Source organism: Curtobacterium sp. VKM Ac-2922, assembly GCF_022815645.1.
Taxonomy (GTDB): domain Bacteria; phylum Actinomycetota; class Actinomycetes; order Actinomycetales; family Microbacteriaceae; genus Curtobacterium.
In genome coordinates, this window is record NZ_JALGRO010000001.1 from 205,664 (window position 1) to 230,200 (window position 24,537).

Annotated in this window: 24 protein-coding genes; 16 read left to right on the top strand and 8 right to left on the bottom strand. The window is 71.9% G+C overall.

Translation table 11 applies throughout. The features are described from left to right. The first annotated feature begins 82 nt into the window (after positions 1–82). The 3 genes from MT346_RS00935 (at position 83) to MT346_RS00945 (ending at position 5,179) form a co-directional block, all read left to right on the top strand. A complete protein-coding gene (locus MT346_RS00935; RefSeq protein ID WP_243560814.1) occupies positions 83–1,642 on the top strand; it encodes a serine/threonine-protein kinase in 1,560 nt (519 codons plus the stop codon). Positions 1,643–1,779: 137 nt separating this feature from the next. Beyond that, positions 1,780–4,932 carry a GH92 family glycosyl hydrolase gene (locus MT346_RS00940; RefSeq protein ID WP_243560816.1) on the top strand — a complete coding sequence of 1,051 codons (3,153 nt, stop codon included), beginning with the start codon at positions 1,780–1,782 and terminating at the stop codon, positions 4,930–4,932. A 40-nt stretch (positions 4,933–4,972) separates the two neighbouring features. Then, positions 4,973–5,179, top strand: a complete 207-nt coding sequence (locus tag MT346_RS00945; protein WP_243560818.1) for a hypothetical protein — start codon at positions 4,973–4,975, stop codon at positions 5,177–5,179. Here the strand turns inward: MT346_RS00945 and MT346_RS00950 are convergent. Together MT346_RS00950 and MT346_RS00955 are read right to left on the bottom strand one after the other, a co-directional pair. Further along, a complete protein-coding gene (locus MT346_RS00950) occupies positions 5,176–5,781 on the bottom strand; it encodes a GNAT family N-acetyltransferase (protein ID WP_243560819.1) in 606 nt (201 codons plus the stop codon). The two genes, MT346_RS00945 and MT346_RS00950, sit on opposite strands and share 4 nt — an antisense overlap. A 46-nt stretch (positions 5,782–5,827) precedes the next feature. After that, complete coding sequence (locus tag MT346_RS00955; RefSeq protein WP_243560820.1) at positions 5,828–6,295, bottom strand: MarR family transcriptional regulator; 468 nt, start codon at positions 6,293–6,295, stop codon at positions 5,828–5,830. 185 nt (positions 6,296–6,480) lie between these two features. Here MT346_RS00955 and MT346_RS00960 point away from each other — a divergent pair, with 185 nt between their 5' ends. The 3 genes from MT346_RS00960 to MT346_RS00970 all read left to right on the top strand — a co-directional run bounded on the left by MT346_RS00960 (position 6,481) and on the right by MT346_RS00970 (position 8,975). Beyond that, positions 6,481–7,134, top strand: coding sequence for a hypothetical protein (locus MT346_RS00960; RefSeq protein ID WP_243560822.1), 654 nt, complete (start codon positions 6,481–6,483; stop codon positions 7,132–7,134). A gap of 105 nt (positions 7,135–7,239) precedes the next feature. Next, positions 7,240–8,124: a S26 family signal peptidase gene (locus tag MT346_RS00965; RefSeq protein WP_243560824.1), complete on the top strand. Its 885-nt coding sequence runs from the start codon at positions 7,240–7,242 to the stop codon at positions 8,122–8,124. After that, on the top strand, positions 8,121–8,975 hold the full coding sequence (locus tag MT346_RS00970; RefSeq protein ID WP_243560825.1) for a LamG domain-containing protein: 855 nt from the start codon (positions 8,121–8,123) through the stop codon (positions 8,973–8,975). The genes MT346_RS00965 and MT346_RS00970 overlap by 4 nt, the downstream gene beginning before the upstream one ends. On the opposite strand, the gene MT346_RS00975 is transcribed toward MT346_RS00970, so the two are convergent. The 4 genes from MT346_RS00975 to MT346_RS00990 all read right to left on the bottom strand — a co-directional run bounded on the left by MT346_RS00975 (position 8,932) and on the right by MT346_RS00990 (position 11,916). Further along, the gene (locus MT346_RS00975) at positions 8,932–9,486 is read right to left on the bottom strand and encodes a GNAT family N-acetyltransferase (RefSeq protein WP_243560827.1); all 555 of its coding nucleotides are present in this window, start codon (positions 9,484–9,486) and stop codon (positions 8,932–8,934) included. The genes MT346_RS00970 and MT346_RS00975 overlap by 44 nt on opposite strands. A 41-nt stretch (positions 9,487–9,527) precedes the next feature. Beyond that, a complete protein-coding gene (locus tag MT346_RS00980; RefSeq protein WP_243560829.1) occupies positions 9,528–10,466 on the bottom strand; it encodes an aldo/keto reductase family oxidoreductase in 939 nt (312 codons plus the stop codon). A gap of 82 nt (positions 10,467–10,548) precedes the next feature. Further along, entirely contained in the window at positions 10,549–11,151 is a 603-nt protein-coding gene (locus MT346_RS00985) for a hypothetical protein (protein WP_243560830.1), read from the bottom strand. Between the two features lie 9 nt (positions 11,152–11,160). Beyond that, positions 11,161–11,916, bottom strand: coding sequence for an SDR family NAD(P)-dependent oxidoreductase (locus MT346_RS00990; protein WP_243560832.1), 756 nt, complete (start codon positions 11,914–11,916; stop codon positions 11,161–11,163). Positions 11,917–11,950: 34 nt separating this feature from the next. Between MT346_RS00990 and MT346_RS00995 the strand changes: the two genes are divergently transcribed. Next, positions 11,951–12,781 carry a putative RNA methyltransferase gene (locus MT346_RS00995; protein WP_243560834.1) on the top strand — a complete coding sequence of 277 codons (831 nt, stop codon included), beginning with the start codon at positions 11,951–11,953 and terminating at the stop codon, positions 12,779–12,781. Between the two features lie 45 nt (positions 12,782–12,826). On the opposite strand, the gene MT346_RS01000 is transcribed toward MT346_RS00995, so the two are convergent. Then, positions 12,827–13,246: a VOC family protein gene (locus tag MT346_RS01000; protein WP_243560836.1), complete on the bottom strand. Its 420-nt coding sequence runs from the start codon at positions 13,244–13,246 to the stop codon at positions 12,827–12,829. 62 nt (positions 13,247–13,308) lie between these two features. On the opposite strand from MT346_RS01000, the gene MT346_RS01005 reads away from it, so the two are divergent. The 7 genes from MT346_RS01005 to MT346_RS01035 all read left to right on the top strand — a co-directional run bounded on the left by MT346_RS01005 (position 13,309) and on the right by MT346_RS01035 (position 22,251). Beyond that, positions 13,309–14,271: a YafY family protein gene (locus MT346_RS01005; RefSeq protein WP_243560838.1), complete on the top strand. Its 963-nt coding sequence runs from the start codon at positions 13,309–13,311 to the stop codon at positions 14,269–14,271. A 195-nt stretch (positions 14,272–14,466) separates the two neighbouring features. Continuing rightward, positions 14,467–14,556: a potassium-transporting ATPase subunit F gene (locus MT346_RS18290; RefSeq protein WP_243560840.1), complete on the top strand. Its 90-nt coding sequence runs from the start codon at positions 14,467–14,469 to the stop codon at positions 14,554–14,556. Next, positions 14,556–16,238, top strand: a complete 1,683-nt coding sequence (gene kdpA / locus MT346_RS01015) for a potassium-transporting ATPase subunit KdpA (protein ID WP_243560842.1) — start codon at positions 14,556–14,558, stop codon at positions 16,236–16,238. The genes MT346_RS18290 and kdpA overlap by 1 nt, the downstream gene beginning before the upstream one ends. Beyond that, on the top strand, positions 16,235–18,331 hold the full coding sequence (gene kdpB, locus MT346_RS01020; protein ID WP_243560844.1) for a potassium-transporting ATPase subunit KdpB: 2,097 nt from the start codon (positions 16,235–16,237) through the stop codon (positions 18,329–18,331). The genes kdpA and kdpB overlap by 4 nt, the downstream gene beginning before the upstream one ends. A 3-nt stretch (positions 18,332–18,334) precedes the next feature. After that, complete coding sequence (kdpC, locus tag MT346_RS01025; RefSeq protein ID WP_243560846.1) at positions 18,335–18,937, top strand: potassium-transporting ATPase subunit KdpC; 603 nt, start codon at positions 18,335–18,337, stop codon at positions 18,935–18,937. Positions 18,938–19,064: 127 nt separating this feature from the next. Then, entirely contained in the window at positions 19,065–21,557 is a 2,493-nt protein-coding gene (locus MT346_RS01030) for an ATP-binding protein (protein WP_243560848.1), read from the top strand. Between the two features lie 13 nt (positions 21,558–21,570). After that, positions 21,571–22,251 carry a response regulator gene (locus tag MT346_RS01035; protein WP_243560850.1) on the top strand — a complete coding sequence of 227 codons (681 nt, stop codon included), beginning with the start codon at positions 21,571–21,573 and terminating at the stop codon, positions 22,249–22,251. A 24-nt stretch (positions 22,252–22,275) separates the two neighbouring features. Here the strand turns inward: MT346_RS01035 and MT346_RS01040 are convergent, their stop codons facing one another. Further along, on the bottom strand, positions 22,276–23,121 hold the full coding sequence (locus MT346_RS01040; RefSeq protein ID WP_243560852.1) for a LuxR C-terminal-related transcriptional regulator: 846 nt from the start codon (positions 23,119–23,121) through the stop codon (positions 22,276–22,278). A 108-nt stretch (positions 23,122–23,229) separates the two neighbouring features. On the opposite strand from MT346_RS01040, the gene hxlB reads away from it, so the two are divergent. Further along, the gene (gene hxlB / locus MT346_RS01045) at positions 23,230–23,802 is read left to right on the top strand and encodes a 6-phospho-3-hexuloisomerase (protein ID WP_243560854.1); all 573 of its coding nucleotides are present in this window, start codon (positions 23,230–23,232) and stop codon (positions 23,800–23,802) included. Positions 23,803–23,831: 29 nt separating this feature from the next. Then, positions 23,832–24,455 (top strand): 3-hexulose-6-phosphate synthase, encoded by a 624-nt coding sequence (hxlA, locus tag MT346_RS01050; protein ID WP_243560856.1) that lies wholly within the window; start codon positions 23,832–23,834, stop codon positions 24,453–24,455. Positions 24,456–24,537: the final 82 nt, after the last annotated feature.

The following is a 24,537-nucleotide window of genomic DNA, read 5'->3' on the forward strand; positions in this document are numbered from 1 at the left end:
ACTCGAACCGCCTACGGTGCTCGAGTGTCCGCGACCCTCCCGCCCGCGCAGCCCGTCAGGTCGGGCCGGTAGGTTGCCGGGCATGGCAGAACGGGTCTTCGGCGGCAGGTACCGCGTCACCGGCACGCTCGGACACGGGGGCATGGCCTCGGTGTACCGCGCGGTCGACGAGCAACTCGGACGCGAGGTCGCCGTCAAGGTCTTCCGGATGGGCGCGGTCGACCACGGCGAGCGGGCGCGCGCCGAGGCAGAGATCCAGGTGCTCGCCGGCCTGCGCAGTCCGGCACTGGTGACGCTCTACGACGCCGCGCTCGACGACGCCGACGGCGACTCGTACCTGGTGATGGAACTCGTCCCCGGCAGTGACCTGGCGACCCGCTTGCGCGAGGGCCCGCTCGACCGCCCGACCACGGCCCGCGTGGGTGCCCAGGTCGCCGACGGGCTGGCGGCCGTGCACGTGCAGGGCATCGTCCACCGTGACGTGAAGCCCGCGAACGTGCTGCTGGAGTCCGACGGCACCCACGTCAAGCTCGCCGACTTCGGGATCGCGCTGCTCCGCGACGCCGCACGGGTCACCGGGACCGGGACCGTGATGGGCACGGCCGCCTACCTGGCACCCGAGCAGGTCACGGCGCAGGGCATCAGCGGCAAGTCCGACGTCTACTCGCTCGGGCTGGTACTGCTGGAGTGCCTGTCCGGGCGGATGCCGTTCCCCGGCAGCGCGGTCGAGTCCGCGACGGCCCGGCTCACCCGGGCGCCGGAGATCGACGCCTCGTTGCCCACGGCTTGGCGCGTGCTGCTGCACGTGATGACGGCGATGGACCCCGCCGAGCGGCCGACCGCCGCCGAGGCGGCGGAGCGTCTGCGCGCGCTGTCGTACGACGACGGTGCGCCCGCCACGCAGCTGCTGCCAGGAGGCCCGGGCACCCTGACCCCGGCGGCCGCGGCCGCAGGGGCGGCCGGGGCCACGGCCGTGCTCGGCACCCCGGCGTCGGCCTCGGCCGACCAGCCCACCCAGGCGATGGCGGCCGACCAGCCGACCCGGGCGATGCCCGCGGCCCGGCCACAGGACGACGCGACGCGCGTGTTGCCGGCGGGCGGGGCCTCCCGGCAGGACGACGTCGCGACCACCGTGCTCGGCGCCCAGCGGGGCGGCGGCACCTCGGGTGGCGGTGGCGCTCCCGTCGCTCCGCGCGCGCCGCAGGCCGATCCGCCCGAAGAGCGCAAACGCCGCACGGGGCAGATCGTCACGCTCGTCATCGTCGGCGTGCTGGTGCTCGCCGGCATCGTCTGGGCGGTGGTCGCCCTCGGTGGTGGCAGTGGTGACGGCGGCACGACCCCGGCGCCCACGAACTCGTCGACGCCGGGGCAGCAGGAGCAGCAGCCGTCGGACGAGCCCTCGCAGGAGCAGCAGCCCTCGCAACCGGAGCAGCCCTCGCAGCCGGCCGAGCCGTCGGAGCCCGAGCAGCAGCCGTCCGACGAGCCCTCGCAGCCGACCGCGCCGTCGAACGGTCCCGAGCCCTCGGTCGAGCCGACCCTGCCCGTGCAGACGCCGGTCGGCAACACGGGTGCGGGGAAGGGACCGGGCTCGAACGCGGGCCCGGGCAACTCCGGCAACGCGCCGGGGCACAACAAGGGCTGACCGCGCGGGGGCATCGCACCCCCGTGACGACATCGCGCCCCGTTTCCCGGGGGCGCGACGTCCACCAGGGGTGCGATCCGCGCGACGACGACGCAACCGGGTTTCGTCCATCCGCTGGAGCAAATAGGGTGGACGACGTGCGAGAACTGCAACGGAGCGGTGGCCCGACGACGGCCGTCGCAGCCAGGAACCACGTCGGCTTCACCTCGAGTGCGGGGTACCTCGTCGAGCGACCAGCCGGGGGCGAGCAGCTGCAGGCCGCTGTGCCGGGCTTCGCCGGACACGCGATCGCCGCGGGAGAGCGCCTGTCGTGGGTGTGGTTCCCCGAGCGCACCCTGCCCCAGGGCGCGACCGAGCCCACGCCCGACGACCTGCCGCACTTCTGGGACGCCACGGCCTTCACGCTCGACGTGGTCTTCACCGACGGCTCCCGCGCATCGGACCAGGCACGCGACCAGTACGGTGACGCGCTCACCCCGGACGCGCAGGACGCGGCCCGCAAGCAGTGGGTCGACCAGTGGAACCGGCGCGAGGTCGACCTGACGCCGTTCGCGGGTCGGGTCGTCGACCGCCTGGAGGCCCGGCTCGGCTCCGCCACGTCGGCAGCGCCCGCCGACGACGTGCGTCCCGGTGCGTCCGACGCCGACGCACGGCCCGCCCTCCGCGGCTGGCTCGACGACGTCCGCATCGAACAGCCCCGCCGGCCCGCCGCCACCAAGCCCCTCGACCACGTCCGCACCACCCGCGGCACGCAGGCCTCGTCGCGGTTCTCGCGCGGCAACAACGCGCCGCTGGTGGGGATCCCGCACGGCGGGGTGTTCGGCCTGCCGATGACCGACGCCGCCAGCAACCGGTGGCCGTACGCGTACCAGGAGCACGACCGGGCGAGCGACGACCGGCCAGCGATCCAGGCCTTCGCGACCAGCCACATCCCGTCACCGTGGATGGGGGACCGGGGCGTGTTCCAGGTGATGCCGTCCCCGCTGTCCACGCCCGAGGCCGACCGGACCGCCCGGGCCCTGGCGTTCGACCACGACGACGAGCTCGACGGCCCGCACCGGTACCGCGTGACACTCGAGCACGGCGTCACCGCGGAGATGACGGCGGGGGAGTTCGCCCTGGGCTTCCGGTTCACGGGCGTCCGCAGCATCGTGCTCGACCACCACGGCCGGGTGCTCCAGTCAACGGTGCGGCTCGACGACGACGGCACGGCCGTGGTCGAGGCGCACCTGGACGACCGTCCCGGCACCCCGCCGCACTTCGTGCACCTGCGCATCCCCGGCGTGACGGCGGACCACACGGCGTTCGCCGACCAGGTGCTGTCCGGCTGGCTGGCCGTCGAGGGCGACACCGACGTGCTGCTCGGGATCTCGACGGTGTCGTTCGCCGATGCGCGCGCGAACCTCGCCGCCGCCGGAGACTTCGACGCCATGCGCAGTCGTGCCGAAGCGCTCTGGGACGCCGAACTCGCGACGCTCGACGTCCAGGGCGCCACCGACGACCAGCTCGTCTCGCTGTACTCGGGCCTGTACCGGCTGTTCCTCTACCCGAACCGCGCCGGCGAGACCGCGCTGACCGGCACACCGCACCACCGCTCCCCGTACGGTGACGTCCTGGCCTCGCCGATCCGCGACGAGCCCGGGCCCGAGGTCGTCGACACCGCCCTGACCACCACGAACGGGTTCTGGGACACCTACCGCACCGCCTGGCCGCTGCTCGGGCTGCTGACCCCCGACACGGCGGCGGACCTGGCGCAGGGCTTCGTGGAGCACTTCCACGACGGCGGCTGGACCCCGCGCTGGAGCGCACCGGGCGCCGAGGACTGCATGACCGGCACCACGAGCGACACCGTGTTCGGTGACCTGGTGTCGAAGGACGTCGACGGGTTCGACGTCGAGCAGGCGTACCGCAGCGCGGTGAAGAACGCGACCGTCCCGCCGCGCGACGAGCGTGTCGGACGCAAGGGGAGCCTCCCGGGCGCGTTCCGCGGCCACGTCGACACCGACACCTCCGAGGGGATGTCCTGGACCCTGGACGCGGCGATCAACGACTGGAGCATCTCCGTGCTGGCCGCCACCATGGCGGACCGCACCACCGACGCTGCGGAGCGCGAGCGGTACGACGCCGAGGCCGAGTGGTTCGCGCGTCGGTCGCTGCAGTACCGGAACGTGTTCGACCGTCGTCGTGGGTTCTTCATCGGCCGGACGCCCGACGGGCAGTGGCGCGAAGGCGAGGGCTACGACCCCGCCCAGTGGGGCGGCGACTACACCGAGACGAACGCCTGGGGCACGATGTTCACGGCGCCGCACGACGGCGCCGGCATCGTCGACCTGCACGGCGGACCCGAGGCCTTCGACGCCGCGATCGACCGGTTCTTCGCCGAACCCGAGACGGGTGCGACGGACCGTTCCGGCCACTACGGGTTCCCGATCCACGAGATGACCGAAGCACGCGACGTGCGGATGGGCATGCTCGGCCTGTCGAACCAGCCCGCGCACCACATCCCGTTCTTCCCGATGTTCACCGGACGGCACGACGACGCGCACCGCATCGTCCGCGAGTGCCTGCAGCGCCTGTTCGTCGGCTCCGACCTGGGCCAGGGCTACCCCGGCGACGAGGACAACGGCGAGATGAGCGCCTGGTACGTCTTCGCGACGATCGGCCTGTACCCGCTGGCACCGGCGAGCGGGTCCTACGTGATCGTGCCGCCGTCGGTCCGGCGGACCGTGCTGCGCCCGCCAGGAGGCACCCCCACCGTCATCGAGACCAGTGGCGCTCCGACGGGCGCCTACGTCGCGTCCGTCAGCGTGGACGGGGTCCCGTGGACCTCGATCAGCATCCCGCACACGGTGGTCGTGGCGGCATCACGGATCGTCGTCGAGCTGTCCGACGTGCCGGTCGGCTGGGCATCGGACACGCGTCCGCCATCGGCGTCGGAGCTGCACGGCTACCGGGACACCCCGGTGGACGTGCTGCCCGTCGGGGACTCGGCGTTGACGGACGACACCGGACGCACGGCGACGGCGCTCGCCGCGGGGACGACCGTGTCGTTCCCGGTGCAGGTTGGGTCGGCGTCGCTGTACACGGTGACGGTGGCTGCGCCGGGGACCTCCGCGTGGTCGGTGTCGCTCGGGTCGACGTCGGTGTCGGTGACGGGTGCGGTGTTCGAGTGGGCGGGGCAGACGCGTGTGTTCCGGATCGCCGGAGGCGGGTCCACCTTCACGTTCACGCCGGAGACCGACATGGTGGTGACCCAGCTCGAGCTGATCGCGGCGGACGGACAGCGCTGATTCGGAGGCGCTGTCCATCGATCTCGGGCATGCTCGTGGCATGTCGATGAGCAGCGCGTTCGATCCGTCCAAGGGTCTCGCGATCCCCGAGGACAAGGCCACCGAGAACGGCCTCGAACTCGACGAGGACCCCGCGCACGGGCTGGACATCGCGGTCGAGGTGGTCAGCGGGGCTGCTGCCGACCCCGCCGCGACGGCGCTGTTCCTCGAGCCCCAGACCGGGCCGACACCGAGCGACCGGATCTAGTCCGCGTCAGTCCTGGTGTCGGACGGCGGTCGCTGCCATTCGCGGGCGAGCGCGGACATGACGACCTCGTCGTGGAACCGGCCGTCGTGGAAGACCGCCTCGCGCCGCACGCCCTCCTCGCGGTAGCCGACGTTGCGGTACACCGCACGTGCTCGGTCGTTGAACGCGTGGACCTGGATCTCGATGCGGTTGAGACCCATCTCGCGGAAACCGTAGTCGGTGAGCAGTCGGACGGCCTCGGTACCGTAGCCGTGGCTGACGTGCTCGCCGCCGATCATCACCGCGAGGGTTGCTGCCCGGACGGGGAGTTTCCCACCGAACAGGGTCACGTGGCCGACGAGGGTGCCCGAGCGACGGTCGACGACGCTGAACCCCACGTCGCCGCTGCGTTCGCTCGTGCTCCAGGTGCGGAACATCTCGATGACGGGTGCGTCCGGTCGTGGGCGGACGACGATCTGTTGCAGCACCGCCCATGCCGGGTCTCGCCACCAGCGGACCAGGTCTGCGAGGTCGTCGTCCTCCAGTGCGCGGAGGCGGACGAGGTCCCCGTCGAGCAGTGTCGATCCGTACCGCTGGGCATCGGTGGCCCCGTTCCACGCCATGGGACGACTCTGCCACGGTCCGTCGGAGCGCTGCTCGACGACGCGGTCAGGCCTGCTGCGCGTCGGTGCCCTGCTGCGCGTCGGCGCTCTGCTGCAGCAGCCCGGTCGCGACGTCGTTGAACACACTCGCCAGATCGATGCCCGTTGATGCGCCGACCTCGCGCAGCACCGACGCGTAGCGTGCGCGTGCGCCGGCTATCACGGACGACCCGGCGGGGCTCAGCACGATGAGCGAGCCGCGCCGGTCGGCCGGGTTCGGCCGACGTTCCACCAGCCCGGCATCCGTCAGCCGGTCGACCATGTTCGTGACCGCCCCGGACGTCAGCCCGAGGTAGCCCGCGAGTTCCGTCGCGGTGGAGTACCCGGTGTCGTCGATGAGAGTGAGCGCGCGCATGCCCGTCTCGTGGATGCCGGCGCGGGCGCTGAGCTGACCCACCAGGCCCTTCTCCGCGCGGACGACGGCGTCGAACGCCGCGAGGACGTCGGTCGCCTGGTCGTCTGCTGTTCCGGGCACGGGTCTGCTTCCTGTCGGGTCTGCTGCGCCAAGGATGGCACGGCCCGTCCGGGGCCTCGCGGACGTGTCCCCGGCCTGTCCCCCACTCTGGGGAGGTCTCTCGACTTCCGATTGTGTGAACGGTTGGCTATCTTGATCATCAAGCAAACGCCCTGAACACCCAACACAGTCATCGAGGTAACCCCGTGTCCAACCCGAACCGCATCTCCCCGGTCAAGCGCCTCCGCTTCGCGCCCGTTGCGCTGGTCGCGGGCATCTTCGCCGCCGTCCTGCTCTCCCTCTCCCTCACCGGCACCCTCTCCGGGTTCGCGGCGAGCATCACCAACAGCAGCAACACCGCCGCCAGCGGCACGCTCGTCATGCAGGAGCAGAACGCGAACGCGTCGGTCACCTGCCTCAGCACCGACGGTGGCTCGGTCTCCACGAACTCGGCCACGTGTTCCACCATCAACAAGTTCGGCGGCAGCACCACGATGACGCCGGGCGTGACCGTCAACACCCCGATCACGATCAAGAACACCGGCAGCGCCGCCGCCAGCACCTTCACGCTCACCCCCGGCGCCACCTGCACGCAGTCCAACAACGGCTCGCTCAACGGCACCGCCACGGACCTCTGCGCCAAGATGAACATCGTCATCACCTCGGGTTCGACCACCGTGTTCTCCGGCACGCTCGCCAGCTTCAAGGGTGCAGCAGCCTCCGCGTTCACGATGCCCGCCGCTCCCGCCGCCGGCGCTTCCGTGCCCTTCAACTTCGCCGTCACGCTCGACAGCAGCGCCGGCAACACCTACCAGGGCCTCGCAGCGTCCGTCCCGATGACCTGGACCTTCACCGCCTGACCCGTTGTTCGTCCCCACCCGACGGGCGACACCTCGACCGATCCCGAAACGGCCGAGTTGTCGCCCGTCACCCCGCCACCACCACCTGCCTGAGGAAGGACGACCATGAGCCAGACCGCAGCCGCTCCCCTCACCGGCACCCTCTCCCGTCCCCTCATCGGCGCCCCCACCGCCACCCGCTCCGAGGTCACCCTGGCCTGGACGGTCGCGCTCCTCGCCGCCCTGCTGCTGGCCGCAGCCGCTCTGTTCCTGACCAACGGTGGTCGGATGTTCGTCGTCGAGACGCCGTCGATGGGTGAAGCAGCCCCGGTCGGCACCCTCGTGCTCGACCTCCCCGTCCAGGCATCGTCGCTGCAGGTCGGCGACATCGTGTCGTTCCGCGTCAGCGCCGCACCGGACACGATCTACACGCACCGCATCATCGACATCGACAGCGCCGGCGGTATCCACACCCGCGGCGACGTGAACGGCGCGACGGACCCCTGGACGCTGACGCAGGAGAACCTCGTCGGCACGCCGGCGTTGCTCGTCCCGCACCTCGGCTGGCTGTTCCGCGCCGCACCGATCCTGCTCATCGGCACCCTGCTCATCTGGGTCCTCACCAGCCCGTTCGCCGACCGGATCACCCGCAGCTCGCTCCGCATCGCCGGTGGCGCCCTGACCGTCTCCTACGCTGCGTTCGTCCTCCGACCCTTCGTCAACGTCACCACGATCACCAACACCGCCAACCCCGGCTCGGTCGTCGCGACGGTCGTCTCCTCGGGCATCTTCCCCGTCCAGGTGCAGGCGCACGGCGGGAACAGCGTCCACCTGGTCGACGGCCAGGTCGGCCGGGTCGTCATCCACGAGCTCAACCACCACGGCAGCTACCAGCTGACGTCGAACATCGCCCTCGACCCCAGCGGGTGGGCGCTCCTGATCGCCGCCTGCCTGGTGCCCCTGGTGCTGTGCCTGATGGTCGGTCGCGTGCACGCGGTGCGTGCCTCGTGATCGCCTCGCGACTGCGTGACGGCAAGGTCGTCGCCCTGCTGCTCGTCGTGGCCCTGGCGGTCGTCGTGCTCTTCGCCCAGTTCGCCCCGACCCGCTCGGCGTTCAGTGCGAAGGTCACGGACAGCAGCAACACCGCCGGGACCGCCGCGTACTTCACCTGCGCCAGCGCCGTCGACGCGGACGACGCCGGTGCCACGTTCCGGTACCGACTGGGCGAGGCGACCGGCGCGAAGACCGCGGCCGACTCGGCAACGACCGCCGCGAACGGCACCTACCAGGGCTCGATGGTGGCAGCCACCCCGTCGCCGATCGCGTGCCCCCGCGACACCGGGAGTGCGTACGTGCTGAACGGCTCGACGAGCTTCGTGTCCACCCCGACCGCCAAGGCCAACCCGACGACCTTCAGCGAAGAGGTCTGGTTCCGCACGACCGTGGCCGGGGGACTGCTCATCGGCTTCGGCAGCAACCAGGTCGCCGTCTCCGGGCAGCACGACCGGCAGGTCTACATCAACACCGCCGGCCAGCTCGTCTTCGGTTCGTTCAACGCCACCACCCAGGTCGTCACCTCGCCGAACGCGGTGACCGACGGCGCGTGGCACCACGTCGTCGCGACGATGTCGGCCGCCACCGGCATGCGGCTGTACCTCGACGGTTCGCTCGTCGCCTCGAACGCCGCGTACACCACGCCGGAGAACTACACCGGGTACTGGCGGGTCGGGTACGACACGATCGCCAACTGGCCGGGGCAGCCGGCCAACTTCTCCTTCACCGGGTCCATGCGGTTCGCAGCGGTCTACACGTCGGTGCTCACGCCGGCCCAGGTCGCGAACCACTACGCCGCCGGTCGGTGATCCCGACGGTGTACTTGAACCCGACGTGGGACGCCGTGAACCCGAGCCGTTCGTAGAACCGGTGCGCGTCGACCCGGGCCGCGTCCGACGTCAGCTGCACCAGGCCCACGTCGAGCGTCGGAGCAGCCACGTCCGTCACCCAGCGCATCATCGCGCTGCCGATCCCGCTCGACCGCAGGTCGCTGCGGACACGGACGGCCTCGACGAGCAGCCGGGTCGCGCCCTGCCGCGCCATGCCGGGGATCCGCGTGAGCTGCATCGTCCCGACCAGCCGGTCCCGGTCCTCCGTCGCGACCAGCAGCGCGTTGGCGGGGTCCGTCACGAGCGCGTCGAGTGCGGCCGCATACCGGGGACGGTCGGCCTCGTCGGCAACGTCGCCGCGTCCGGCGCTGATCGGGTCGTCCGCCAGCAGGGTCATCAGCGCGTCGAGGTCCTCGGGTGCGGCTGACCGCAGCGTGACCTCGCCGGAGCGGGTGGACAGACGAACGGGCAGGGTGAGGTCGTGGAGCACGACCTCACCCTGCCCGATGCGGACCCGTCGGGGAAAGCGGGTCAGGGGACGATGTGCCCCGCGGCGGTCAGGATGCGGTACCACTCCTCGCGCGAGAGCTCGACGTCGCTGCCCGCGGCCGAGTCCCGCACGCGTTGCGGGTTCGTCGTGCCGAGGACGACCTGGAAGTGCGCGGGATGGCGGGTGATCCACGCGACGGCGATCCCGGTCGGGGTGACACCGTGCGCGGCTGCCAGCTCCTCGAGCACGTCGTTCAGCTCGGCGTGGTGCTCACGGTCGCCCAGGAAGACCCCGTCGAAGAAGCCCCGCTGGAACGGCGACCAGGCCTGCAGGGTCACGTCCGTGCGGCGCGAGTAGTTCAGGATGTCGTTGTCGCGGTCGATCGACTGGTCCAGGCCGCCCATGTTGGCGGACAGGCCCTGCGTGATGAGGTTCGCGTGCGTGATGCTCAGCTGCACCTGGTTGAACGCCAGCGGACGCGTGACCGACTTCTTCAGCAGCTCGACCTGCCCGGGGGTGTGGTTCGAGACGCCGAAGTGGTGCACCTTGCCGGCGGCGTGCAGCTCGTCGAAGGCCTTGGCGACCTCGTCCGGCTCGACCAGGGCGTCGGGGCGGTGCAGCAGCAGCACGTCGATGTAGTCGGTGCGCAGCGCGGTCAGTGACTCGTCGACCGAGGACATGATGTGGTCGTACGAGAAGTCGAAGTACGCGCCGTTCGCCGTGGGCCGGATGCCGACCTTGGTCTGCAGCTGGATCGCGGCCCGCTCGGCTGGCGTCAGCGACACGGCGGCGCCGAACCGTTCCTCGCAGCCGTGCCAGCCGCCGTACACGGCCGCGTGGTCGAACATCGTCACGCCCGCGTCGCGCGAGGCAGCGTAGAGCGATCGGATGTCCTCGTCGCTCATGTCGTTGATCCGCATCAGTCCGACGACGACGTCGGAGGCGGTCAGGTCCGTCTGTGGCAACTCCAGTGTCTTCACCCCACCGATCCTGCCAGGGGTGGTGGCCGCCAGCGGGGCCCTGCCCGTACCCGTCAGGAGCAGCCCCGTCAGGAGCTGCCCGTCAGGAGCGCAGGACGGCCAGTACGGTCGGTGCGGACCCGTTCCACGTCGCGGTCAGCGTCTCGCCAGCGGGCAGGGGCGTCCCGACGACGCGCAGGATCGTGAGGTCGTCGATGGTGGTGAGCGCTCCATCCGTCCGCGGGGTGACCGCGTGCACGGTCGGCGACGTCGCCGCGGAGCCACTGCCGACGGCCGTGCCGAGCACCGGAGGTGCCTCGCCCCCCTCGGCCGACTCGAGACGGGCTTCGTGCCCGCCGGTCGCGATCGCCCGGCGCAGGACGTCCGCGTACACGGGGTCGCCGGCCGCGTCGTACACCCAGCGCCGACCGAGGACGGAGTGCTCCATCTCGCACACCAGGAAGTCCTCGGCACCAGCAAGCGGAGCGCCGCGGTACGTCAGCGGGACGTGCAGGACCGGACCGCCGTCGACGTGCACCAGGTACGTCTCGACCCCGACCTGGCCGTCCGGGTCGTCGAACCGGAACCGCCCGTCCACCAGGACGTCCGACCCCGCTTCCACGCCGCTCCATGGCTGCGACGGCAACCAGCTGCCCATCGCCTCGGTCTTCGACGGACGGAGTTCGGCGTTGTGGATGACGGCCATGTCGCGAACCTAGTGGACGGAGAAGCCCCCGTCGACGGCGATCGACTGCCCCGTGACGTACGCCGACCCCGGTCCGGCCAGGAACACCGCAGCGGCCGCGAAGTCCTCCGGCAGCCCGTTGCGCCCGACCAGGGTCCTTGCCGCCAGACGCTCCACGGCGACCGGGTCGGCGCTGAGCCGCGCGTTCAGCGCGGTCGGCACGAATCCCGGCACCAGCGCGTTGACGGTGACCCCCTGCCCAGACCAGGCCTCTGCCTGGGACCGGACCAGGGCCTCCAGTGCGGCCTTGGAGACCCCGTACGCGCCGCTGGCGGCGAACGGGCGGTGCGCCTGCTGCGAGCTGATCGCGATGATCCGCCCGGACCCGCGTGCCGCCATGCCCGGAGCGAGCCGCTGTCCGAGCACGAACGGGGCGTCGAGGTTGACGGCCATCGTCGCGTCCCAGATCGACTCGTCGAGGTCCGCCATCGGCGGCCGCAGGTTGATCCCCGCGGAGTGCACGAGCACGTCGACGTCGCCGACGGCATCGGCGAGGGCGTGCGCGCCCGCACGCGTGGACAGGTCCGCGGTGATCCCTGCGGCCGAACCGCCGGCGTCACGGACGGCGGCCACGGTCGCATCGATCGCGCTGGTCGTCCGCGCCGCGATCACCACGTGCGCACCGGCGTCGGCCAGCGCGAGGGCGATCGCACGACCGATCCCGGAGCTCCCGCCGGTCACCAGTGCGGTGCGTCCGTCGAGACCGAAGAGCTGCTGCAGCGACATCCGGTCAGGCTAGCGACGCCCGTACGCTGGTGCGGTGCGCGACGACCTGCTCCCCGTGCTCGCCTGCCCCGTCTGCCGCGAGCCGCTCGCCCGCACCGGTGACGGGCAGGCCGGCTGCGCGACCGGGCACCGCTTCGACCAGGCCAGGCAGGGCCACCTCACGCTCCTGCCGGCGAAGCGCCGCGCACTGACCGCGGACACGCCGGAGATGGTCGACGCCCGCATCCGGTTCCTGGGCCGCGGGCACTACGCGCCGGTCGAGCGGGCGCTCGCCGCGGTGGTCGCGTCGGTGGATGCGCCGGGGGTGGTGCTCGACGTCGGGTCCGGCCCGGGGACCTACCTGGCACACGCGCTGCGCGCAGCGGACCGGAGGCTCGGGGTCGCGCTGGACTTGTCGGCGGTCGCCGTCCGCCGCGCGGCTCGGGTCGACCCGCGGATCGGCGCGGTCGTCGCCGACATCACCGAACGGCTGCCCGTCGTCGACGCGGCGGCCGCCGTCGTGCTCGACGTCTTCGCCCCGCGGAACCAGCGCGAGTACGCGCGGGTCCTGCACCCGGACGGCGTGCTCGTCGTCGTGACGCCGCGTCCCGGGCACCTGGTCGAACTCGCCGAGGCGACGATCAACGTCGACCCCGAGAAGGACCGCCGACTGCATGACTCGCTGACGCCGTCGTTCACGCGGGTGTCGTCCGAAGACCTGACGTGGACGATGGCGCTGTCCGCCGAGGACGTGCACGACGTGGTGCACATGGGTCCGAGCCACCACCACGTCGCGCCCGGGGCCGTGTTCGCGCCCGCGTCGGTGACGGCCGCCGTCACGGTGTCGACCTGGGTGCCGACAGGGGACGTCCTTCCTGGCGGATGACCGATCCGGTCCGCGATCGTCGGGGATCGCGAACCGGATCGGCCATCACGCAGTCGGAGCCTCGACGCTCAGCGCCCAGATGACGCCGAACTGGTCGCGCAGCTGCCCGGCCAGTGGCGACCACGCGGACGGCCCGAACGGCTGCCGGACCTCGGCCCCGGGGAGCAGGCCGTTCCAGGCGGCGGTGATCTCGTCTGCGTCCGTGCCGCTCAGGTACACGTACGAGGCGTTCGTGCCCTGGTCCCACGGCTGTCCGGGCCACACGTCGAAGGCCATCACGCGGATGCCGGAGGCGCTCTGCACCTGGCCCCACACGATGCGGTCGGCCCAGTCGGGTTCGTCGGAGGCGCCCATCGCGCCGTAGGTCATGGCGACGGCCTCGGTGCCGAAGGCCGCCGCGTAGAAGTCGAGGGCCCGGCGTGCGGAGCCGTCGAAGTTCAGGTGGGGTGTCGTGGTGATCGTCATGTGAGCGAGTCTGGCGACGGAAGCGGTCAGATCGTGACCGCTTCTCGACGGATACTGGATCCATGGCCGGCCCGTCCTCCCGCATGCTCGCGCTGCTCTCCCTGTTGCAGGTGCGCCGGGACTGGCCGGGGGATGTGCTGGCCGAGCGGCTCGAGGTCAGCCCGCGCACGGTCCGGCGTGACGTCGACCGGCTCCGCGCGCTCGGTTACCGGGTGCAGGCGCTCAAGGGGCCAGCGGGCGGCTACCGGCTGTCCGCGGGGTCCGAACTGCCGCCGCTGCTGTTCGACGACGAGCAGGCCGTCGCCATCGCGTTGGCCTTGGCGGTCGCACCGGCTTCGGGCGCGGACATCGCCGAGTCGGCAGCGCGGGCGCTCGCCGCGGTCCGTCAGGTCATGCCCGCACGGCTGCGGCACCGCGTCGACGCGGTCGACGTCGTGACGACGCCCGGCGCCATCGTCGTCGACCCGTCGGTCCTGGTCGCCGTCAGCGACGCGGTCCGGACCGAGCAGGTCCTGCGGTTCGACTACGCGTCTGCGCAAGGGCAGCCCGACAGTTCCCTGTCGCGTCGGGTCGAGCCGCACGCCGTCATCGCGCGGAACGGCCGCTGGTACCTGCTCGCGTGGGTGGACGAGCACCGGGACTGGCGGACCTACCGGATCGACCGGATCACGCCGAGGGCACCGACGGGACGCCCCTTCACCCGGCGCCCCGTACCCGGTGGCGACCCGGCAGCGTTCGTCGCTGCCCGGTTCAAGGGCTCGTCCGGCGCCGACGTCTGGCCGTGCCGGGGGACCGTCGACCTGCAGGTGGCCGCTCGCGTCGTCGCGCCGTACCTGGACGCGGACGCGGTGCTCGAGGAGACCGGGCCCACATCGTGCCGCCTGACGACGGGGTCGTGGTCGTGGACGGCGCTGATTGCGCAGATCGCCGGGCTCGACACCGACTTCACCGTCGTGGGACCGCCGGAGCTCCGCGAAGCGGCGCGGGCGTCAGCGAACCGCATGCGTCGGGCGGCGGGGCGTTAGGGATCCGTCAGGACCGGCATGGAGGTCCGGTGCCGGATCCAGCATCGGAACCGGCACCACACACGGTGCCGTCCACGGCACCCGCCGTGGAACCGATGAACTCCAGGAGTCCCACGTGTTCGACGTCTTCGTCGTCGCCGGTGTCCTCGCCGTGTTCGGCGTGGTGGCACTGATCGCCAAGGGGGTGGAGCGACTGTGATCGCGATCACCATCGTCGCCGCCGTCCTCGGCATCGCCGCGCTCGTCTACCTCGTCTGGGCGCTCGTGCGCCCCGAGCAGTTCTGATGGGCACCGCTTCGACGTGGGCCGGCATCGCCCAGGTCGCCCTGCTGGTCCTGCTGCTCGTCGTCGTCCACCGTCCGCTCGGCGACTGGATGGCGCGGCTGTACGAGTCGCAGCACCACGGTCGCGTCGAGCGCGGGATCTACCGCGTCATCGGCGTCGACCCCGACGCGGAGCAGTCCTGGCCCGCCTACCTGCGTGGCGTGCTGCTGGTCAGTGTGGTGGGCGTGTTCATCGTCTACCTGCTGCAGCGCATCCAGGTCGTGCTGCCCGGTGACCTCGGGCTGCCGGCCGTCGGTCCGTCGCTGGCGTTCAACACGGCGGTGTCGTTCGTGACGAACACGAACTGGCAGTCGTACTCGCCCGAGGCCACCCTGGGCTACTCGGTGCAGATGGCCGGGCTCGCGGTGCAGAACTTCGTGTCCGCCGCCGTCGGTCTGGCCGTCGCCGTCGCCCTGGTGCGCGGGTTCGCCCGACGTCGCTCCGGCACGCTCGGCAACGTGTGGGTCGACATCGTGCGCGGCACCGGTCGACTCCTGCTGCCGCTGGCGTTCGTCGCCGCACTGGTGCTCGTCGCCGGCGGTGTCATCCAGTCGTGGGGCAGCGGCACCGACGTCACGACGCTGGTCGGCGGCACGCAGCACATCCCGGACGGGTTCGTCGCGTCGCAGGAGGCGATCAAGGAGCTCGGCACGAACGGCGGCGGCTACTTCAACGCGAACTCGGCCCACCCGTTCGAGAACCCGCAGGCGTGGACGAGCCTGTTCGAGGTCTTCCTGATGCTCGCGATCCCGTTCTCGTTGCCGCGCACGTTCGGCCGCATGGTCGGCGACCGCCGTCAGGGGTACGCGATCCTGGCCGTGATGGGGCTGATCTTCCTGGTCTCGCTGTCGGTCATGTCGATCGCCGAGCTCGGCGGGGGCGGAGCGGCAACACACGCCGCCGGTGCCGCGATGGAGGGCAAGGAGGTCCGGTTCGGGATCCTCGGTTCCACCCTGTTCTCGACGGCGACGACGTCCACCTCGACCGGCGCCGTCAACGCCATGCACGACAGCTACACCCCGATCGGCGGGATGATGACGCTGCTGAACATGATGTTCGGCGAGGTCACCCCCGGCGGCGTCGGATCCGGCCTGTACGGCATGCTCGTGCTCGCCGTGATCACGGTGTTCATCGGCGGTCTGCTGGTCGGTCGGACGCCCGAGTACCTCGGCAAGAAGATCCGTGCCCGCGAGATGACCTTCGCCGCGCTCTACATCCTGGTCACCCCGACCGTGGTGCTGCTCGGGACCGCGCTGTCGCTCGTGATCCCGGGCGTCCGCGAACAGGTCCTCGGCACCTCGGTGTTCAACCCGGGCAACCACGGACTGTCCGAGCTGCTCTACGCGTTCACCAGCGCCGGCAACAACAACGGCTCGGCGTTCGGCGGGCTCACCGCGAACACCACGTGGATGAACACCGCGCTCGGCGTCGCGATGCTGCTCGGCCGCTTCGTGCCGATGGTGTTCGTCCTGGCGCTCGCCGGGTCGCTCGCCCGGCAGGACAAGGTGCCCGAGACCGTCGGCACCCTTCCCACCCACCGGCCGCTCTTCGTCGGCCTGCTCACCGGTGTCGCCGTCATCGTGACCGCGCTCACCTACTTCCCGGTGCTGGCACTGGGACCCCTCGCAGAAGGACTGTCATGAGCACCGTGACCTCCGAGTCGGAACCGCGCACCGCCGCGGAACCGGCCACCCGCTCGTCCGCCTTCGGACCCCGTCAACTGGTGGGGGGCCTCCCGGGCGCCCTGCGGAAACTCGATCCGCGCCTGATGTGGCGGAACCCCGTGATGTTCCTGGTCGAGGTGGGCGCAGCCCTGACCACGGCCGCGGCGTTCGTCGACGCGTCCGCCTTCACCATCGCGATCGCGATCTGGCTGTGGCTGACGGTGGTGTTCGCCAACCTGGCCGAGTCCGTCGCCGAGGGGCGCGGCAAGGCGCAGGCCGACACCCTGCGGAAGACCCGCTCGACCACGAGCGCCCGCCGTGTCCTGGACTACGACACCGCCAGTCCCGCCGCCACGGACAACGCGACCGAGGACATCGCCTCGGTCGACCTGGCCAAGGGCGACGTGGTGGTGGTCGTGGCCGGCGAGGTGATCCCGGGCGACGGCGACGTGATCGACGGCATCGCCTCGGTCGACGAGTCCGCCGTCACGGGCGAGTCCGCCCCGGTCATCCGCGAGTCGGGCGGTGACCGCAGTGCCGTCACCGGTGGCACCCGCGTGCTGTCCGACCGGATCATCGTGCGCATCACGTCGACCCCCGGCGAGACCTTCATCGACCGCATGATCCGCCTGGTCGAGGGCGCCGCCCGGCAGAAGACGCCGAACGAGATCGCGCTGAACATCCTGCTGGCGTCGCTGTCGATCGTGTTCGTGATCGTCTGCCTGACGATGCAGCCCATCGCGGGCATGGTCGGGTCGACGGTCAGCATCACGGTGCTCATCGCGCTGCTGGTCTGCCTGATCCCGACCACCATCGGCGCCCTGCTGTCGGCGATCGGCATCGCGGGCATGGACCGGCTCGTGCAGCGGAACGTGCTGGCGATGTCCGGCCGCGCGGTCGAGGCCGCCGGGGACATCACGACGCTGCTGCTCGACAAGACCGGCACCATCACGTACGGCAACCGTCGGGCGTCCCGCGTGGTGCCCGTCCCGGGTGTGACGGTGGGCGAGCTCATGGCGGCTGCGGCGTTGTCGAGCGCGGCCGACGGAACCCCCGAGGGCCGCTCGATCGTCGACCTGGCGGTGGCCGACGGCGTGACCGCGGGCCTGCCGGCCGGTGCGGTCGAGGTGCCGTTCACCGCGAACACCCGGATGTCCGGCGTCGACCTGACCGACGGCTCCCAGGTGCGGAAGGGTGCCGCTGCGGCAGTGCTCGCCTGGGCCGGAACCCCCGATGCCGGTGTGGTCAGCGCCATCGATGCCACCGTCGCCGAGATCTCCGACCAAGGTGGGACGCCGCTCGTCGTCGCCCGCCGAGCCCCGTCGGGCACGGTCGACCTGCTCGGCGTCGTGCACCTGAAGGACGTCGTCAAGGACGGTCTGGCCGAACGCTTCGGCGAGCTGCGCAGCATGGGCATCCGCACGGTGATGATCACCGGCGACAACCCACGCACCGCCGCCGCGATCGCCGCCGAGGCCGGCGTCGACGACTTCCTGGCCGAGGCCACGCCCGAGGACAAGCTCGCGCTGATCCGCCGCGAGCAGGAGGGCGGGAACCTCGTCGCGATGACCGGCGACGGCACGAACGACGCCCCCGCGTTGGCCCAGGCCGACGTCGGCGTGGCGATGAACACCGGGACGACCGCGGCGAAGGAGGCCGGCAACATGGTCGACCTGGACTCGGACCCGACCAAGCTCATCGACGTCGTCCGGATCGGCAAGCAGCTGCTCATCACCCGCGGGGCGCTCACCACGTTCTCGATCGCCAACGACGTCGCGAAGTACTTCGCGATCATCCCGGCGATGTTCCAGCTGGCCTTCCCCGGCCTGGCCGCGCTCAACGTCATGGGCCTGCACAGCCCCTCGTCCGCGATCCTGTCGGCCGTCGTGTTCAACGCGCTCGTCATCGTGGCGCTCATCCCGCTGTCCCTGCGTGGCGTCAAGTACCGCGCAGCCTCGGCGTCGTCGATCCTCGGCCGCAACCTGCTCGTCTACGGGCTCGGCGGCGTGATCGTCCCCTTCATCGGCATCAAACTGATCGACCTCGTGGTCGGTCTCCTCCCGGGGTTCTGACTCATGGCAACCAGCTCTCGTTCCTTCCTCCGCAGCACCGGTGTCGCAGTGCGGCTCATGGTCCTGGCAACCGTCGTGCTCGGCATCGCCTACCCCCTCGCCGTCTGGGGTGTCGGCCAGGCCGCCTTCCACGACCAGGCGAACGGCTCGATCGTGTCGCAGGACGGCACGCCCGTCGGGTCCTCGCTCATCGGGCAGTCCTTCACCGGCAAGCAGGCCGACCGGTGGTTCCAGTCGCGCCCGTCAGCCGCAGGCGAGCAGGGCTACGACGCGAACGCCTCGTCCGGCTCGAACCTCGGCCCGTCGAACCCCGACCTGACCAAGGCCATCGAGGCGCGCAAGGCCGCGATCGCCAAGGCCGACGGGGTGTCCGCCGCGGACGTGCCCGCGGATGCGGTGACGGCGTCCGGCTCGGGCCTCGACCCGGACATCAGCCCGGACTACGCCCGCCTGCAGATCGCCCGCGTGGCGTCGGCCCGCGGGCTGAGCGAGTCGGTCGTGCGGAAGCTGGTCGACGAGCACACCGAGTCGCGGCAGCTCGGCGTGCTGGGCGACCCTGCGGTGAACGTGCTCGAGCTCAACCTGGCCCTGGCGAAGGCCAGCTGACCGATCGCACCCCTGTGCGGACGTCGCGCCCCCGCACACCGGGGTGCGATGTCCGCACAGGGGTGCGACGCCACGCCCCGATCACCACACCACCGCACCGCACGACAACCCGCGAGAGGATGAGCACGTGAAGCGAGGGAAGCTGCGGGTCCTGCTCGGGGCCGCGCCCGGCGTCGGCAAGACGTTCACGATGCTCGAAGAGGGGCGCCGTCTGCGTGACGAGGGCCGCGACGTGGTCGTCGCCGTCGTCGAGACCCACGGCCGTGCCGCCACCGCCGCGCTGGTCGAGGGGCTCGAGCTCGTGCCCCGCCGCGTGGAGTCGCACCGCGGCGTCGAGCTGGACGACATGGACCTGGCTGCGGTGACCGCACGGCACCCCGACGTCGCCCTGGTCGACGAGCTCGCCCACACGAACGCGCCCGGAGGCCCGCACGACAAGCGGTGGCAGGACGTCGAGGCCCTGCTCGACGCGGGCATCGACGTCATCTCGACGGTGAACATCCAGCACATGCAGTCCCTGGGTGACGTGGTGCGCGAGATCACCGGCACCGTGCAGCGCGAGACCGTCCCCGATGCGGTGGTGCGGGCGGCCGACCAGATCGAGGTCGTCGACCTGTCGCCCCAGGCCCTGCGCGAGCGGCTCTCCGAGGGCCTGGTGTACCCGGCCGCCCGGATCGACGCGGCCCTGTCGAACTACTTCCGCCTGGGCAACCTGACCGCCCTGCGTGAGATCGCCCTGCTGTGGCTGGCCGACGAGGTCGACGACGCGCTGAAGCGCTACCGCGCCGAGCACGGCATCGAGCACCGGTGGGAGGCCCGCGAGCGGGTCCTCGTTGCGCTGACCGGCGGTCCCGAGGGCGAGACCCTGCTGCGCCGGGGCGCCCGCATCGCCGCCCGGTCCTCCGGCGGCGAGCTCGCGGCCGTGCACGTCACCACGAACGACGGCCTGCGCGAACGGCACCCCGGCGCGCTCGGCAAGCAGCGCGCCCTGCTCGAACAGCTCGGCGGGACGTACCACCAGGTGGTCGGCGACGACGTCCCGAGCACGCTGGTGCGCTTCGCCCGGTCGATCGACGCGACGCAGATCGTCATCGGCGTCAGTCGTCGCAGCCGATCGGCCGCAGCGCTCACCGGCCCGGGCATCGGCAACACCGTCATCCAGGAGTCCGGCGACATCGACGTGCACGTCGTCACGCACGAGCGCGCGGGCGGCGGCATCGCGTTGCCCCGGCTGGGCGGCAGCCTGTCGCGTGGGCGGGTCCTGGCGGCGTTCGGCCTGTCGATCGTCGTCGGGCCGCTGCTGACCTGGCTGCTGTCGTTCGGCACGGACCCCGACGCCATCACCGTCGACGTGCTGGCCTACCAGCTGCTCGTGCTCGTCGTCGCCCTGGTCGGCGGGATGCTGCCGGCCGTGTTCGCCGCGGTGCTGTCCGGGCTCAGCCTCGACTTCTTCTTCGTGCAACCGCTCTACCGGGTCACCGTCCAGCAGCCGTGGCACCTGGCCGCTCTGGTCATGTACGTCATCAGCGCGGTGCTCGTGAGCTTCGTGGTGGACCGGTCGGCGCGTCGCTCGCGGACCGCTCGTCGCGCGGCGGCCGAGTCCGGGCTGCTCATCGGCATCGCCGGCAGCGTGCTGCGCGGGGACGACGCCCTGCAGGCGCTCGTCGACCGCACCCGCGAGGCCTTCGGCTTCGCCGGTCTGCGTGTCCGGCAGGGGGACCTGGTGCCGGCCACGTCGGGGACGTTCGGCGATGCGCCGGACGCCACCACGAGCCTCCCGTCCGGTGCGGTCCTGGAGTTCGCGGGCGCTCCAGACGACCCGACCCAGCGCCGGCTGCTGCGCGTCGTCGAGCAGCAGATCGACGCGGCGGTCGAGCACCGCGAGCTGACCCGCACCGCGGTGGACGCCGAGCGCATCGCCGCGGCCGACCGGGTGCGGAGCGCGATCCTCGCCGCTGTCGGCCACGACGTGCGGCGGCCGATCGCGGCCGCCTCGGCCGCCGTGCAGACGCTCCGTGCCAGCGACATCGCCCTGTCCGAGACCGATCGGGAGGCCCTGCTCGCCACCGCCGACGAGAGCCTCGGCCAGCTCGCGGTGCTGCTCGGCGACCTGCTCGACGTCTCGCGGGTGCAGGCGGGGGTGCTCGCCGTCACGGCTGTGCCGCTCCCGTTGGAGACCGTGGTCGCGCCCGCCCTCGACGAACTGGAGCTCGGCCCCGAGGACGTCGACCTCGACCTGCCCGCCGAACTCCCGCCCGTGATGGCGGACCCGGTGCTGCTGCAGCGCGTCCTGGTGAACCTGCTGGCGAACGCGGTGCGGTTCTCGCCCGAGGGCACCAGCGTCCGCGTCGCCGCGAGCGCGTTCGGCGGCGGGGTCGAGCTGCGCATCGCCGACCACGGCCCCGGCATCCCCGAGACCCAGCGCGACGACGTGTTCCAGCCCTTCCAACGGCTCGGCGACACCGACAACGAGACCGGGCTGGGACTCGGACTGGCCCTGGCGCGCGGGTTCACCGAGGGCATGGGCGGCACGATCGAGGTCGACGACACCCCGGGCGGTGGGCTCACGATGGTCGTGCGGCTGCCGATCGCCGGGCACGTGGGAGTGGAAGCACGATGAGGGCCGGACCCCGATGAAGATCCTGATCGCCGACGACGACCCACAGCTGGTGCGTGCCCTCGGGGTGACCCTGTCCGCGCGCGGCTACGCCGTCGTCACCGCGCGGGACGGCCGCGCCGCGATCGACGCGGTCATCACCGAGCGACCGGACCTGGTGATGCTCGACCTGGGCATGCCGCGGCTGGACGGCATCGGGGTGCTCGAGGGCATCCGGGCGTGGTCGCAGGTGCCGGTGCTGGTGCTGTCGGGACGCACCGACTCGTCCGACAAGGTCGACGCGCTCGACGCCGGCGCGGACGACTACGTGACGAAGCCGTTCCAGATGGACGAGCTGCTCGCCCGGCTCCGGGCGCTCGGTCGTCGTCGTGCGACGGGCGGAGCGGATGCGGCACCGGCCGTGCGCATCGGGGAGCTCGTGGTGGACCTCGTCGCGAAGCAGGTCACCCCGCCGTCGGGTCCGGCGATCCGGCTGACCCCGACCGAGTGGCGGCTGCTCGAGGTGCTGCTGGCGAACCCCGACCGGCTGATGACGCGCGAGATGCTGCTCACCGAGGTGTGGGGCCCGTCGCACGGCACCGATTCGGGGTACCTGCGGCTGTACGTCGCGCAGCTGCGGCGGAAGCTCGAGCCGGACCCCTCGTCGCCGCGGTACATCGTCACCGAGTCGGGGATGGGCTACCGCTTCACGCCCTGACGGCGCGGGCGCCGCGGCGCGTGGTCACCGGCTGCCGACCCCGGTCGCGGCGAGCTCGGCGCGGGTGCGTGCCCCGCGCTTCCGCAGCAGGTTCGCCACGTGGTACTTGACCGTGTTGACGCTGATCCCGAGCCCGTCGGCGATCTCACGGTTGCCGACGCCCGTCGCCACCAGGCGCAGCACGTCCTGCTCGCGCGGGGTCAGGTCGTCGCCGTCGGAGAGCTCGACCGTGCTCGGGGCCGGGTCGAGCGGCAGTGCGATGTCGAGCACGGACCCCCACGCGGGCGTCGAGGCGACGTCGAGCCGCCCGTCGAGGGCGACGACCCGCTCGGCGATGGGGCGCATCACGTCGTCGTGCACGTCGAGCGTCCCAGCACCGTCGTCGCGCAGCTGCATGAGCAGGTTCCGGCCGTCGCAGTCCCACTGGATCCGGACACGGTGGGCCTCACCCGCATCGACGAGCGCGAGCACCGCGGTGCGGACGATCGCCCGGGCGGCGTGCGCGACGTCCCCGGGCAGCGCGCGGCCCGTCGCGGGCGGTTCGACGAACTGCACGTCGAGGTCACCGAACCGGACGAGTGGTCGCAGGTCGGCACGCAACCGCGAGAACGCCCCGGTCACCGGTTCGAGCAGGGCGCCGCGCTGACGATCCGTGACGGTGCGCAGGTCCACGAGCGCCGCCGAGGCGATCTCGACGGCCTCGGCCCGGGCGGCGGCGTCGCCCACCCGCGATGACCGCAGGACCGCGAGCACCGACTCCAGGGTCAGCGCGTGCCGGTCGGCTTGCTCGGCGACGGTCCGTGCGTGCTCGGCGGCGGCGAGGCGTCCGCCGGGGTCGACCCGGGCCTCCAGATCGGTCGTCGTGTCCACGCTCCGACCGTACGCGTCCCACCCGAGTGGGTGGGCCCACCCGTTCGGACGGGAGCCCTGCCGTGTCGGGTAGCGGCGCACACGAGCGGACAGGACGAGCCTTGTTGCATGTCCCACCCCACGGTCTCGACCTCCCTCGACGTCATCGTCCGCGAGCTCGACGACCTGGTCGCCGGGCTGCGCGACACCGACCAGGCGCCGTTCGACGGCGCCCTCGACCTGCTCGCCGACGCCGACCGGGTGTTCGTGCACGGCGCCGGCCGATCGGGTCTTGCGCTCCGCATGACTGCCATGCGACTCATGCACCTCGGCCTGCAGGTGCACGTGGTCGGCGAGGTCACCACTCCTGCGATCCGTGCGGGTGACGTCCTGCTCGTCGCGAGCGGCTCCGGCACCACGACCGGCATCGTGCAAGCAGCGAAGACCGCGTCGGACCAGGGCGCAAGCGTCATCGCGATCTCGACCACCGACGACTCGCCGCTGGCCGAGCTCGCCACCGTCACCCTCGTGCTGCCGGCCGCCACCAAGACCGACCGCTCGGGCACCGCATCGGCGCAGTACGCCGGCGGACTGTTCGAACAGGCGGTCGCGCTGCTCGGTGACGCGCTCTTCCACACCCTCTGGACCCGCGGCGACCAGTCCGCCGACGACCTGTGGCCCCGCCACGCCAACCTCGAATGACTCCGCTGAACCGAACGAAAGGCACCACCATGCAGCTCCAGTTCGCCATGGACACCCTGACCACCGAGCACGCCCTCGAGCTCGCCGCCGCGGCCGCGCCGCACGTCGACGTCATCGAGCTCGGCACGCCGCTCGTCAAGAGCGCCGGCCTGTCCGCGATCACCGCGATCAAGGAGGCCCACCCGGACAAGATCGTGTTCGCCGACCTCAAGACGATGGACGCCGGTGAGCTCGAAGCGGACATGGCCTTCAAGGCCGGCGCTGACCTGGTCACCGTGCTCGGTGTCGCCGGGGACAGCACCATCGCCGGCGCGGTCAAGGCCGCCAAGGTCCACGGCAAGGGCATCGTCGTCGACCTGATCGGTGTGTCCGACAAGGCCGCCCGCGCCAAGGAGGTCATCGACCTCGGCGCCGAGTTCGTCGAGATGCACGCCGGGCTCGACGAGCAGGCCGAAGAGGGCTTCACGTTCTCGACGCTGCTCGACGCCGGCAAGGAGTCCGGCGTGCCGTTCTCGGTCGCCGGAGGCGTGAACGCCTCGTCCGTCGCGTCGGTGCAAGAGGCCGGTGCGCGCATCGCCGTGGCCGGCAGCGCCATCTACAGCGCGTCCGACGTGGGCGCCGCAGCCGCCGAGATCCGCGCGGCCATCAAGTAACACCACCCACGACCGGTCTGGAGGCGCGACCCACCGCCGCCAGACCGGTCGCGGCCGTCCCGGCGCGGGCCTCGGTCGCGCG

What these genes read in the sequence shown, in the direction of transcription:
- MT346_RS00950 (WP_243560819.1), bottom strand. Translation starts at nt 5,781, where the DNA reads ATGGCGTGGAACGGGGCCACCGATGCCCAGCGGTACGGATCGACACTG.
- MT346_RS00965 (WP_243560824.1), top strand. Translation starts at nt 7,240, where the DNA reads ATGAGCCAGACCGCAGCCGCTCCCCTCACCGGCACCCTCTCCCGTCCC.
- MT346_RS00985 (WP_243560830.1), bottom strand. Translation starts at nt 11,151, where the DNA reads ATGGCCGTCATCCACAACGCCGAACTCCGTCCGTCGAAGACCGAGGCG.
- kdpC (WP_243560846.1), top strand. Translation starts at nt 18,335, where the DNA reads ATGGCAACCAGCTCTCGTTCCTTCCTCCGCAGCACCGGTGTCGCAGTG.
- MT346_RS00935 (WP_243560814.1), top strand. Translation starts at nt 83, where the DNA reads ATGGCAGAACGGGTCTTCGGCGGCAGGTACCGCGTCACCGGCACGCTC.
- kdpA (WP_243560842.1), top strand. Translation starts at nt 14,556, where the DNA reads ATGGGCACCGCTTCGACGTGGGCCGGCATCGCCCAGGTCGCCCTGCTG.
- kdpB (WP_243560844.1), top strand. Translation starts at nt 16,235, where the DNA reads ATGAGCACCGTGACCTCCGAGTCGGAACCGCGCACCGCCGCGGAACCG.
- MT346_RS00945 (WP_243560818.1), top strand. Translation starts at nt 4,973, where the DNA reads ATGTCGATGAGCAGCGCGTTCGATCCGTCCAAGGGTCTCGCGATCCCC.
- MT346_RS00990 (WP_243560832.1), bottom strand. Translation starts at nt 11,916, where the DNA reads ATGTCGCTGCAGCAGCTCTTCGGTCTCGACGGACGCACCGCACTGGTG.
- MT346_RS01005 (WP_243560838.1), top strand. Translation starts at nt 13,309, where the DNA reads ATGGCCGGCCCGTCCTCCCGCATGCTCGCGCTGCTCTCCCTGTTGCAG.
- hxlA (WP_243560856.1), top strand. Translation starts at nt 23,832, where the DNA reads ATGCAGCTCCAGTTCGCCATGGACACCCTGACCACCGAGCACGCCCTC.
- hxlB (WP_243560854.1), top strand. Translation starts at nt 23,230, where the DNA reads ATGTCCCACCCCACGGTCTCGACCTCCCTCGACGTCATCGTCCGCGAG.
- MT346_RS01000 (WP_243560836.1), bottom strand. Translation starts at nt 13,246, where the DNA reads ATGACGATCACCACGACACCCCACCTGAACTTCGACGGCTCCGCACGC.
- MT346_RS01035 (WP_243560850.1), top strand. Translation starts at nt 21,571, where the DNA reads ATGAAGATCCTGATCGCCGACGACGACCCACAGCTGGTGCGTGCCCTC.